Below are 13307 nucleotides of genomic sequence, written 5' to 3' on the forward strand. Positions count from 1 at the left end.
TGGGATGAAGGATTCATGCGTCATTACTTCAAAGATGAAGACGCATTCGGGTATTTCAGTGAATAACATGCAAGACATTCACCGTTTTACGACCTGTACCGAAAAACCAGTTCAGGTATTAACGCAGTGTGAAGAGTGACCTTAACTGCAACGCAGTCCGACATTTTCAAAGGTATTGTCGGTAACGGGACGACCAGCCTGAAATCAGGCCGCTTCTTGCAGGTCATGAAGCGTAAGGGTAGCCCGGAGGGCCATTCGTTGCATGGGGGAAATTATACGAATGCTACTGGCGCAGAAAGAGGAAACTGTTTTTGCCTGGAAAACATTTCCCGTTGATTTGATTAGATGCTGAGTTGCCGCGCGTCACTGGCGCTCTCTCGATCTCCCACCCGCAAGGGCAGGCAGAAGATCGGGTGGATCTGTTTACCTTATCGATATTCTGATTTACGGTAGCGCGATGGCCAGATGTCCTCAGGCGCAACATCTAACGCTTCAGCAATCAATCTTTCGCCTTTGGGCCAGTGGCGGGTAAGCGCATTAGCCAGCGTGGAGGACGCCAGCCCGGCATTACGGGAAACCGCCGCCAGCGACATTCCCCGCTTTTTCAGCGCCGCAATAATGTCGGCAGAATGCCAGTCCTGTCGCATCATGCGGCCACCTCGTCGATAAACTTCACGCCATCGGCAGTGCGGAGCCAGCGCGGCGCTTTCATTTCCGCAGCGAAATAGTTGATCAGTTCATACAGCAGGCAGCTAAGGTGTTTCTCCATTTCAGAGTAAAAGCCTTGCCCTGCCAGCATCTGCGTCAGGGAGAGACAGTAGCGACAAAGCTCTGTGCATTCAGGCTCGAAACGGGGGGAATTTGCAGGGAGGGTGTCAACGGTCAGGCTTTCAATAAGATGGGGAGGAACGGGTTCTAACAGCGTGGGCTGCAACAGCGTCAGACAGGCGTTGAGTCTGCCGCAGAGCGCCATTTTGAGTGTGGGATCGTTGCTTTCAATCAGAGTTTCGGCGAAGTTTTCGCAGTGATCGGCCAGTACAGTGAAATCCGTGGCGGCATTAAAGGGAACAGCAAGTAACGGGTGTGTCTGAGTGAGGATTGTAGCCATAGGGCAACCTCCGGTATGTGAATTTAAATTCCACCACCGAAGAGACCAATCTTACGGGTGGTGAACTGAACGGAGTTGGTCTTACCGGCCATACCTACACCGGCGCACCTTACGGTGCCCCCGCCCAGCCCACCATAGAGATGTAGCCGAACGCACGACATAAAAAAAGCGCGGATGCGCCATTATGTCGCAGGTATGATATTCAGGAGACCAATCCCGGCGCCTGATTTTGCAGGCGCGGATTAAGAATACTGCGTTTGGCGATGGGCGGCAAGAGCCCGCATTTGAAATGCCATTGTCGCAATGACGGTTTTACCGGGGTACTGTATTTTTATCTCTTTGTTTTACCAATCGCCTGTCCGTAAAATAAACGCCAACACGGAATTCATGCTATGAAGGTGGAACTTGTCTGATACGAATCTGAGCGGTCCCTCAAACGGTGGTGGCGCGGCAACCAGCAGCGGTATTGTCTTTCAACAACAATTAGGCGCGTTTTTTGCCGCTCAGATCCTGAGTAATGACCCGTTGGATCCTTCATTGATACTGGGTGATGCAACACCTGTTCGGCTTCGTTTCGAAACTGAAGCGCCAGTTGATGATATTCTTGTGGCAACTTCTGTGGGTGGATTTCTCGCAATTCAGGCAAAAACAACCGTCCCACTTTCAGACAATGAAAAGAGTCCTTTTTACCGGACGATTGAACAGTTCGTCCGACACTGGCTAACCTGTCGGGATGGTGATGGTTCTCTGGAGTGGAACCGCCCTCTGTCGCCGGAGAAAGATCGGCTGATTTTAGCTGTAAGCACCAAAGCATCAGCGACTGTTCAAACCGACCTTTCCGCCGCGTTACGCCATCTTTCCCAGCAAGGCCGCGGAGCTATGAACAGGAAACAGAAATCAGCGTCTGATATTTTCGAACGCTGTGTGTTGACCGCGTGGGGCCGAATTACCACGGAACCCCGGCCATCAGATCTGTTAGCCGAACTTGCCCGTCTGATTGTCGTTCACGTTGTTGATGTTGAAAATATCGCATCAACACTTCAGATGCGACTTAGCCGCAGCCTTGCCAGAGAAACTGACTCAGCAGCAGCCCTGAGTATTCTTGTCACCACCTGTGGGGAGATGATGTCCCGACGTGATGGCTGTGATGCCTTATTATTACGTAACATGCTGGCAGGAAAAGGGATTAAACTGGCCGCACCGCCACAATATCAGGCGGATATCCATCAACTTATCCGCCATTCTCAGCACGTTGCTAATGTCTTGCAGCAGTATGAAACCATCGATAATCCCTCCGGCCAACCGCTTACTTTGCACAGGGAATGCCAGGATGCAGTTGAGCAGGCTGTGCAGTCCGGCTCGTTATTAATTATTGGTGAACCCGGAGCCGGTAAAAGCGGCGTGCTGAATGCGCTGGCACGTAGCCTGCGCAATCGTGGGGACGATGTTCTTGAACTGGCGGTTGATCACTATTCGGTTGAGTCGCTCGAAGGACTGAGCCGTGAACTCCGGCTAGATCATTGTCTGACTGAAGTGCTTGAAGCATGGGATGGTACGTCTCACGGCTGGCTGATTATTGATGCACTGGATGCGACCCGTGGGGGGAAAGGTGAGGCCGTTTTTCGTCCCCTGATCGAACAGGTACTGAATCAAAAGGGGCGATGGCGCGTTATTGCCTCCATTCGCAGTTTCGATTTACGTATGGGGGTGAAGCTTCGCGATCTGTTTAAAGGACATCCTCCAGTGTCGGAACGTGCCGATACGCAGTTTTCTTCGGTTCGCCATATTGTTATTCCACGCTGGTCAGATAACGAATTCAGCCAGTTACTGGAACAATCTTCGGCGCTGACAGCAGCACTTAAGCAGCTTTCTGACAGGCTTCGCGATTTAGCAAAAGTACCGTTTAATACACGATTGCTGGCCGACCTGGTTTCGCAATATGCGGATATTAATCTGAGTCGTATTTCATCCCAGAGCGAATTATTAAAACTCTACTGGCAGTATCGCGTTGAGAAACATGGGCTGAACGCCCGGCAGTGTCTTAAGGCTCTGGTTGATCATATGATTGCCACTCGTTCACTCAGGGCTCCATCCCTGTTGACGGGCGCAGATGCTGATATGATTGATACACTCTCTCGTGAAGGCGTTGTCGTCAGGGAGGCTAACGATCGCTGGGTACAGTTTCGTCATCATCTGCTCTTTGACTATGCTGCGGCAAAAATATCATTCGATCCTGACGCACTCATTGCGGGAACCTTGCGTTTCCCTAAACAGCAGGCTCAGGGGTTGATGCTTTCTCCCGCACTGGGTTTTGTGCTCCAGGAAATCTGGGATTATAACGAAGATCATCACGGTTTCTGGCAAGCAGTAAGTCATCTGGTTAATGATGGCGATGGCGATCCCATTATCCGTAGTTCGACAGGCCGAATTGCGGCTGAATATCCTGTTGCACAAAACGACCTGCTCTGGCTCGCTAAACGTGTGGCAATGGACGATCAGAACGTTATTTCCACGCTCAGTCATCTCTGCGGCGCGCTGGCAATTCGGTTTGAAGATGAAAAAGAAGTGGCTCTGCTTCCATGGGTATACCTGGTCTCTGCTTTAACGCCTGACATCAATAAAGTCGCGGAGACGTTGCGATTTTTGCTGCATCCGCTTACTAAGCAGGTGACTGATCCTGATCTACGCAATATTCTGGGTACAGCCTGCCGCGCCGTGCTTTCTTATGGCCTTAAGCAGAGTGAGCCGGGCTATTTTGTCAGAAGTGCTATACCTCTCGTTGCAGATACTATCAATACCGATGTTGATGCATCTTGCCGTTTACTGGAGCAAATTATTTCCGTCAAACGTCTCCAGCATTTTGGTTCAGAGGAAATTCCCGTACTCTGTTATAACATCAATAAAATCGCAGATCGTGCGCCTGAGTTTGTCGCCAGGGTATTCGAGTTTGTCTACAGCTACGATGTCACCGAAGAACGGGAAACTACGCTTGGGAACAGCCGAATTCTGCCTTTGAGATCAAATGCCCGACAGGACTATGAATCGGCTCGTTATTCCCTCGGTGAGTTTTTCTCCCATTTTCTCGAACAACATCCCGAACAGGCTGTTGATGCTGCCGTTAACGCTTTAAATGGATACGTTGCCCGGCGCCATCCTATTGATTCCCCTGTGATGCATTTATCCATTTCCGGGAATGATATCTCTCTTAGGGCCGATCGCAGCCACATCTGGGCGTACAATCCTACAGGCGAACACGCGCATGACGGAGAAGTACTGGTTAAGAAACTATTTCAGCATTTGAAAAGCGCGACTGAACCAGACGTGTTAGTTCTCGCAGAACTTATTCGTCAAAAAGCCTCACTGGCAATCTTCTGGGCCAGGCTGTTTCTGGCGGCAAATGAACGTAATGATAGCCTGGTTGATTTTCTCTGGCCCATTGCAGCGCAGGAAGCGTTTATCCGGAACGAAGATACTCGTAAAGATGCTATCGATTTGGTCAGCAAAGGAATTGCCCGGCGTCCAGTGGAGGAACGGCAAATGCTGGAGAATGCAGCATTCCAGTATAATTTCTCTGGCTATATTTACCCGGAAGAGGCAAAGAAACGACTGTTATATCGTCTTTTCAACGCGATTGGATCAGATAATCTTTCTACTGAAGCCGTCCGGGACTTTCTGAAAAATACACAGGGGGATGATGAAATATCAAGCAATAAAAGGCTTTTCGATATTTCTCCGGTCAACGTTAGTACGGGTATACCTTATGATTTTATCGAAGGTCTGGATCGAAATGAGCCAGCCAATGCCATGCTTATCAGTGCTGTCAAAACAGCAAAAACTGCACTGGGGTTAACGACAAATAATACACTCTCCTCTGAATTATCGCTGGAAGATGTTTTTAGCGTTCTCGAGCCGCTTCGTGAACAACTCAATGCTGCAAATATTCATACCTATGTGCGCACAACCGCAGAGGATGTTATTGTTCGGGCCTGCGCTGCGGCTGTTGAACAGAAATTATTACCACCTGCCAATGACAACCAGGTAGATGAACTGACCCCTCATTTTTTGGACTTATTGCATATGACTTCTCGCGCAATATCTCCAACTGTCAACGAAGATACCGAGGATAATTTTGCCAACAGCGTTAGCTGGGGCTCTCATTCACCGAGGATTGATGCTGCACGAATTTTTCTGGATGTAATTCCTTTACGTCCCGATCTGTATGATCGACTGAAACCTGATATCGAAAGGATGTTGATTGACCCTCACCCGGCCGTTCGCCTTCAGGCATCAACACGCCTGTTAAGGTTGTGGGATATTGCTCCGGATAGCGTATGGCATTACCTGAATGAACGCGTGGAGCAGGAAATCAATACCGGCATAATAGAGCATATGGTTGGGGATGGAATTAGACGTCTGCTATATACCGACCCGACGCGTTCTTCCTGTCTCATCCAGAAACTGCTGGGACGTTTTAGTAACGATCCTGAACGTCAGCACCGTATTCGCAAGATAGTTAGCATCGATCTGGCAATTCTCTGGGGAGTCCATGAAATCAGGGAAGCATATGATATTCTTCAATGCTGGATTGTCGATCCCACTATTTATAGCCATGAACTTAAACAAATTTTATTTACATTAAGGGATGGATTCGTTCTTGGCTTTGCCGAACAGAGTACACCGAAGGACATTGGAATCAGACGACGGGCGTTAGATATAGCCTATAGCATTATTGATGCTGCCGGAAAAAAACTGGAAGAGTCTTCACCCCGCACCGATCTGACAGAGATTGAACTGGAAGACGTAAGACGCTGTTTTGCAATTATAGACGGAGCATGTCTGCAACTTCGCTTTGTTTGTGAAGGGAAACATAATCCTGAGAAACCATTAGAAAAAGAAGAACTTAAGAGATTTCTAAACGAAACTGAACTGCACATGCGGCGCATTGGTGATTGCAGCACGCCACACACTATTTACAACCTTCTGGAACTGCTGGAAACGCTTGTTCCTGTCGATCCTGCAAAATGTTTTGATCTAATGGCCCATGCATTACGTCACGGAACAAGGTTTGGTTTCCAGAACGAACATATGGGAATGGAACAGCTGGTAAAAATGATGGGGGTGTTTCTTGCCGACTATAAAATCATTTTTGAAGAAGAACACCGACGTACCTGTTTGATAGAAAGTCTGGATATTTTTATGGATGCAGGCTGGCCATCTGCCAGGCGTTTGCTTTATAGGTTGCCGGAGTTGATTCAGTGAACGAACAGGTTCGATATTATCTGGTTTAAAAATATTCAGGCCATAACACATGGCCTGATCAAGAATAACCCACGTTAAAAGCTGATAAAATTAGTTATGCAGCATCAAACGCGATATCTTTTCCAGAAGAGATGTCTGACTGACTTCATTATAACGGGTGGTATCGTAAGTTAAAGTTCGCAACAGTAATTCAGTTGCTGGTTGCGTCATCACATCAACCTCTTTACCGTCAAATGTTGTCGCCACCAAATTATAAACTAACGTTGCCCTGTCCATAATCTGGTTGGGCTGGTTGCTTTTAGTACAAAAAAGTAATGCCTCATTGCCTCGTTTTTCAATAAAGAGTTGTTGATACTGACTGACAGCATGACTTTTAGGTTTCGGCGTTAAGTAGTAAGGCAAACATGTTTTATCCGCCGCACCGAATTTATTAATTTTATCATGATTCTCTTCTGCTACCTGAAGAGAACAACGTTCCGAAGAACCTAATAATCTCGGAATGCGAACAGTATTGTATCGCTTAATCACAACCTGATTTATTGTATCAACAAGATAAAAATTATCATCACGCAATTTATCAATACAGTTGATATTCATCCCCGGAACATTATTACGGAAATCCACCTCATTTGTATACATTTTTGGCTCTGCGATGTTCATTACGCCATGGCTGAATACGACGGGTGTAGCAACGCCATAAAAATCATTCCCTCTTCTGTTTCCGGAAGAGGAGCACCGAATTGAGACAAGAATGTACTCACCATCGTTAATGCTAAAACCGGTAAGTTTCTTTCTCACCAGCACAGCTTCTTTTAGCCAGAGTTCGCTGCGGATCATTTCCAACTTAGCGACAGATACAGGATTAAGAACTTTTTTAACCACTTGGGTAACAGGGTCTTTTTTATTCTGCTCTATGGCTTCAATATTACATCCCTGAAAGACTCGCTGATAATTTTTCTCAAAATCAAGGATGAAATCCACTTTTAGCCTTGAATAATAATCTAACAGATCTTTTTTACCCGCTTTTGCCTCATTCAGTGCCTGCCAGGTAGAGTTTAAAAAGGTATCTTCACCAAGGGAAATGCTGGACCCATTTATTTTTTTAGACTGATTAAGCACCAGATAGTTAATATTTCTATCAAGATCAATAAGTTCCTGAGGTGAAATTATATCTACTGCACCTAATTCTTTTTTCAGATAGTGAATAAATCGTTGGTGCGCTTCTGGTTCTTCGCCATTATCAAGATTGTCTATAATAACTAACGGGCGTTGAAGTGCTTTGATATTGGTCGTTAAAAAGTCTAACTGACTGTGGGTTGCACAAAAAACACGTGGTGAAAAAGCGATGTCAGCCTGAGCCAGTATATCACCGAGCACGTTTTGAACCAGATTTTCTGCATGATTTTTGCAGCCAGAATAAGCTTTACTGGCAAAACGCATATAGGGCATTTTCCGGTATTTTCTACCATCTACTTTCTCAAGCAACTGCAATGATTTTTTACCCTTAATCAGAATCCGACCATAATCGCTGAGTACACCAAGCTCTTCCGCTTTAGCTCTGAAGCAGACCCCTTTCAGGGTAAAAGTGAGGTCGCCATAATCCGGGCTGTAAAAGAGGTCACTTTGCAATGCATCGACGTAATAGTTTCCTCTCTTGTCTGGTTCTTCTTTTTGTACGACGGCACCCAGAAAAATTTCGCTATTATAAGCCCCATGACTCACATCAAAATACTTTCCGGCATTATCTAAAAAATGTAGTTTCAGACGCAGCCCGAGCACAGTTTGAGAAATTTTATATTGATCAAAGCCCTTAATTTTTAGTTCATTAATCCATTGATGATACGGACGGGCATCAGGTGACAGAAACATCACAAGATAGCTGTTTGCTTTTCTTAACGTTTGATACTGGAAATCTCTGTTATTCTTCACGCCTAGTTTTAAGGATAATATATTTTGAATCTCTCTGTGCAATTCAATAAAAAAATCATCCCATTTCATGGTGTATTCTTTTACCTTGTTGATACAGATTGCATCAATTCCCCAACCATTTGCCGAGGGTAATTGCAGAAGTTTTTCCAACATTACATCTGCAGCATCATGAATATCAAAGAGCTGTGTTCGTGCTTTAGGTGCATAATCTGGAGGCTGAAGGTCCCATTCGGCAGCCATCACAACATCCGTTTCATTATGCTGTAGACTATCAGTTACATCAGTCATAATTCACTCCTAGGGAAGGTGCGAATAAGCGGGGAAATTCTTCTCGGCTGACTCAGTCATTTCATTTCTTCATGTTTGAGCCGTTTTTTCTCCCGTAAATGCCTTGAATCAGCCTATTTAGACCGTTTCTTCGCCATTTAAGGCGTTATTCCCAGTTTTTAGTGAGATCTCTCCCACTGACGTATCATTTGGTCCGCCCGAAACAGGTTGGCCAGCGTGAATAACATCGCCAGTTGGTTATCGTTTTTCAGCAACCCCTTGTATCTGGCTTTCACGAAGCCGAACTGTCGCTTGATGATGCGAAATGGGTGCTCCACCCTGGCCCGGATGCTGGCTTTCATGTATTCGATGTTGATGGCCGTTTTGTTCTTGCGTGGATGCTGTTTCAAGGTTCTTACCTTGCCGGGGCGCTCGGCGATCAGCCAGTCCACATCCACCTCGGCCAGCTCCTCGCGCTGTGGCGCCCCTTGGTAGCCGGCATCGGCTGAGACAAATTGCTCCTCTCCATGCAGCAGATTACCCAGCTGATTGAGGTCATGCTCGTTGGCCGCGGTGGTGACCAGGCTGTGGGTCAGGCCACTCTTGGCATCGACACCAATGTGGGCCTTCATGCCAAAGTGCCACTGATTGCCTTTCTTGGTCTGATGCATCTCCGGATCGCGTTGCTGCTCTTTGTTCTTGGTCGAGCTGGGTGCCTCAATGATGGTGGCATCGACCAAGGTGCCTTGAGTCATCATGACGCCTGCTTCGGCCAGCCAGCGATTGATGGTCTTGAACAATTGGCGGGCCAGTTGATGCTGCTCCAGCAGGTGGCGGAAATTCATGATGGTGGTGCGGTCAGGCAAGGCGCTATCCAGGGATAACCGGGCAAACAGACGCATGGAGGCGATTTCGTACAGAGCATCTTCCATCGCGCCATCGCTCAGGTTGTACCAATGCTGCATGCAGTGAATGCGTAGCATGGTTTCCAGCGGATAAGGTCGCCGGCCATTACCAGCCTTGGGGTAAAACGGCTCGATGACTTCCACCATGTTTTGCCATGGCAGAATCTGCTCCATGCGGGAGAGGAAAATCTCTTTTCTGGTCTGACGGCGCTTACTGCTGAATTCACTGTCGGCGAAGGTAAGTTGATGACTCATGATGAACCCTGTTCCATGGCTCCAGATGACAAACATGATCTCATATCAGGGACTTGTTCGCACCTTCCCTAGAATATTAAGTAAGTATTGATTTATTCTTAATTCTGATTTTATTTTTGCATCATAAGGATTTTTGCCATTATCTTTTTCATAAGATGAAATATTTTTAAAAAGGTTATAATAGCAGATGCCTTTATGGTTAGAGTGTTCGGCACGAATGTTGAGGCTGTTTAAAGCATATCGGGTATTAAGATAAACGACGTCAACACCATCAAACTGTGTTTTTGCTGCAACTATTTTCTGCAACTCACTGACTTTTCCCAATGAGTTATTATGCATTTTTTTCGCTAATTGACGGTTATTTCCTTGCATTCGCCAGTTTTTTACATCGATTGCAACAATTCGGTTCTTGTTAATGCAATACACATCAAACAACTCATAACAATGACTATCCAGATAGTGTGATAGCTCTTGTGATGGAATGGGCGTAATATTCATTTCCTGGAGCACAAGATGTAATTGCCATTCACCAATATTGCCAATTAGAAGTGGCATCAATGAAGGAATGGGGATGTATTGTTGTAAAGGCTTGGCATCTAATCCCAGAATCTTCGCAAAAATACGCTGTTCAGTTCCGGATGACTCTTCAGCCATGGCTTCATGATATTGGGGTAAACAATATTCCGGTTTGTATGGATTTGCTCCAGCTGAAATATCTGTTAATCCATAACCATCTAAGGTTTTAGCCAGTATTACACTTTTCCAATCGGCAGTACGCTCCAGATAAAAATGGCTTACACAGTCGCTAAGGTAAGCATTTTTCTTAATAATCACGTTGCGTTTAAGACGCTTTATATATGACTGAGGATCGGTAAAACTGTCCCGGTGACGTAATGCTTCATTTAACTCAATTGCATCTCGATCACCTTGCCTTGCCAGTGGCAGAATTTTATTTTTCAGTTCAGCTTCAAAGTCGCTATACATATCTATTGCTTTAGCAACTTTAATTTCAAATTCGCTACGTTGACTATCGGAAGAAAAGCTGGCTTTTAATAAATCCTTTTTTGAGCGTTTGAACCATAGGTGGTTATGCAGACTCAGGGAAGCAAGTAACGATTGTGCATTTGGGTGACGATCCAAATCCCGAAAAACACACAATGCATTATGATGAACACCAGAAGGTAAACGAATAACCCCATTCATTTGGGCATCACGCCGTTCTGTACGGCCAATAGTTTGCATTGCAATTTTATGAAGCTCGACGGTATGTTCAGTATCCAGCAATTGGGCAGCATCAGAATCAACTAGATCCGTATCGAAATCACCAACCTGACGAGGCACACTTCCATGAGCATAATGCTTGAGTAAGGTAATATAATTTTCCAGCGTGTTTCGCGATGGAGTTGCATTAATCTGACTCCAGTAGCTACCGCAGACCATTGCTAATTCATCGAAGTCGATTTGCTCTGAATCTGCTCCTGTAAGTTCTGACGGTACCGGATAAGTGACATAGTAATTAAGCCCTGTGCCAGCCCCCTGGAAGTGGGAAACCATGCATATTGCTAAGTTTTGGTGATCAATTTGCAGATAGTCTCTTACCGGATCTTCCCGGTTGAGTTTTGAATCAAACATGACGACACGCAATCTATGCCGCTCAGCAAAAGGAGTGATTTCAAATACACGAGGTAAATCATTCCCCCGACGTGTTTCATTGTCAAGAATAGCAACCCCACGATAGGGATTTGCACTTAACTTATTGGCACGAAGAAAATTCCCGATAATCGCAAAAAAACGGCTACTGATCCCAATACATAAAATGTGCCGGCCAGTATAGGCCGCAAGTAACATACTCTGTAACTGACGATGAAACTCTCGTTTATGATAGCGATTAAACTGAACTGATGTAGAGTATGGTTCGAGCATTTTGAGCCAGAAACGATATGCATTCCTGAACTCAGGCTCCTCGTTTTGTGGTAAAAACTCCAGTACCTGATCGTCAAATACCTCCAGCGCTACAGGGCGGTGAAGGTTTCTGTTATCGCGGATCGCCGACAGGGGCGAAGCAGAATCAACATCCCGCTGCCTGATGCGATAGTTCAAGTCACGGGCGTATTTATCCAGAAACGGGCGGCTGTACTGCCCATTATACGTTGCAGGAAATCCTGCTGTAGCTGACAGTAAAATAATAGTATTACGTGTATTATAAAGCACACGTAATAATGCTATTTCGGGTAACTCCTTAATTAACTCCATCCGAAATTTGAGTAATACCCATCCCCTCAGTTGTTCAGCCTCAATTCTTACCTGTTCACGTGGCGAAAGGGAAAACAATGTTTTGGGTTGAAAATAGGTAAAAAAGTCATCTATCAACTGTTCTTTCTGAGGCTCTCTGGAAGATAAATGATCTATATCTCCTTTAATGCTTTGGGCTTTACGAATGAAAACTGATAATGGGTTATTCTGATTTGCCATCTCCTGCTGTGCCAGCAAATCGCAGACATGTTTGGGTGTTTCCAGCCGAGCAGAGGCTAATAATAGAGCGGTCAGTGTCTGATACAGTTCATATAAGGTAAATTCATCTGGAACTTTTTTTTCATCTTCAGAAACATAGACTTCAGTGTATGAGTGACGCCCGTGACTACGTAAATGAATACGACGAAGATCTGACTCACGGTAAAATCGCTGAATCTGATAACTGAAAATATTACCAATTAACGCGATAACCTGCTCAGCATTACGGCTATCGACGACGATATCAAGCAAACTATTTCTAAAGAGTCTGGTCAGCTTCTTAAGATCGAAATCTGGTCGTAAATCACATTGTAATAAGGCTTTGTTGATCTCATCGACATAATTTTTCAGAGGGGTATACCCTGGCGCTCTTTCATCTGAAGAACATTCATCCACATATTCCAGTACACGATGTAAAATTGCCAGTAACGAAGGAAGTTGCTGATCGTCGTTCATTAATGTCTGGCAAACATTCTGCTGGAAGATACGGTAGGCTTCGTGCTCTTCGTCCAGAACTAATGTAAAACGAATATCACGTTGTGCAAAAGGTGAGTCTTCGTCGGTTATCCAATATTGCTCTTTTAAGCTCTCAATTCGCTGTGGATTAGTCTGGTTAGCAATCTCGCCTAACGGATTCACTTTGAGGCTTTTTTTCTGACCCAGAACGTGGTCCAGGTTTTGTGAACTCCGGTGATAGCCGCCTTCTTTATCGCGTTTCAGTAACAGCACACTGCCATCGAACTTTTTCGTCGTGGCCAACAGGATACATCGGCGATACAGTGCAATCTGAAACGGGAAAAGATGTTTAACCATTTCCGTCGCCAGTGCATATCGAGGGTTAGTCGCTTCCCCATCAAGTAAAGCCGCCAGATCCTGATTCAGGGCATTAAGCATCGCCACAGTCGCTTCCTGTAAGCGGCCGGCTAAATGAAAACTATTGAGACGTAACTCATCCTCCAGACGTTTTTGTTCAAACGTTGCCCCCACTTTAATCTCTGTTTCCAGACGTACTTCCAAACTATTACTGATGTAGCCCCCTGAAACACCGGACAGTAGCTGTATCTCCAGATAAG

Annotated in this window: 6 protein-coding genes; 1 reads left to right on the top strand and 5 read right to left on the bottom strand. The window is 45.7% G+C overall.

Going from position 1 to position 13307, the window contains the following annotated elements:
* Window positions 1-428: 428 nt before the first annotated feature.
* Complete coding sequence (locus AC4OVU_RS13820; protein ID WP_047738806.1) at window positions 429-650, bottom strand: helix-turn-helix domain-containing protein; 222 nt, start codon at window positions 648-650, stop codon at window positions 429-431.
* Window positions 647-1108, bottom strand: a complete 462-nt coding sequence (locus AC4OVU_RS13825; RefSeq protein WP_049004530.1) for a hypothetical protein — start codon at window positions 1106-1108, stop codon at window positions 647-649. Before AC4OVU_RS13825 ends, AC4OVU_RS13820 begins: the two co-directional genes overlap by 4 nt.
* A gap of 405 nt (window positions 1109-1513) precedes the next feature.
* On the opposite strand from AC4OVU_RS13825, the gene AC4OVU_RS13830 reads away from it, so the two are divergent.
* Window positions 1514-6367 carry an NACHT domain-containing protein gene (locus tag AC4OVU_RS13830; protein WP_491928706.1) on the top strand — a complete coding sequence of 1618 codons (4854 nt, stop codon included), beginning with the start codon at window positions 1514-1516 and terminating at the stop codon, window positions 6365-6367.
* A gap of 90 nt (window positions 6368-6457) precedes the next feature.
* On the opposite strand, the gene AC4OVU_RS13835 is transcribed toward AC4OVU_RS13830, so the two are convergent.
* The 3 genes from AC4OVU_RS13835 to AC4OVU_RS13845 form a co-directional block, all read right to left on the bottom strand.
* On the bottom strand, window positions 6458-8584 hold the full coding sequence (locus AC4OVU_RS13835; protein WP_129541324.1) for a hypothetical protein: 2127 nt from the start codon (window positions 8582-8584) through the stop codon (window positions 6458-6460).
* A gap of 158 nt (window positions 8585-8742) precedes the next feature.
* Window positions 8743-9723, bottom strand: a complete 981-nt coding sequence (locus AC4OVU_RS13840) for an IS5-like element IS5 family transposase (RefSeq protein WP_000019403.1) — start codon at window positions 9721-9723, stop codon at window positions 8743-8745.
* Between the two features lie 45 nt (window positions 9724-9768).
* A complete protein-coding gene (locus AC4OVU_RS13845) occupies window positions 9769-13251 on the bottom strand; it encodes a hypothetical protein (RefSeq protein WP_491928707.1) in 3483 nt (1160 codons plus the stop codon).
* Window positions 13252-13307: the final 56 nt, after the last annotated feature.

The organism is Enterobacter sp. 6722112 (assembly GCF_058661685.1).

Excerpts from the sequence above, each read along its gene's own strand:
- AC4OVU_RS13820 (WP_047738806.1), bottom strand. The coding sequence starts at position 650 with ATGATGCGACAGGACTGGCATTCTGCCGACATTATTGCGGCGCTGAAA.
- AC4OVU_RS13840 (WP_000019403.1), bottom strand. The coding sequence starts at position 9,723 with ATGAGTCATCAACTTACCTTCGCCGACAGTGAATTCAGCAGTAAGCGC.
- AC4OVU_RS13835 (WP_129541324.1), bottom strand. The coding sequence starts at position 8,584 with ATGACTGATGTAACTGATAGTCTACAGCATAATGAAACGGATGTTGTG.
- AC4OVU_RS13825 (WP_049004530.1), bottom strand. The coding sequence starts at position 1,108 with ATGGCTACAATCCTCACTCAGACACACCCGTTACTTGCTGTTCCCTTT.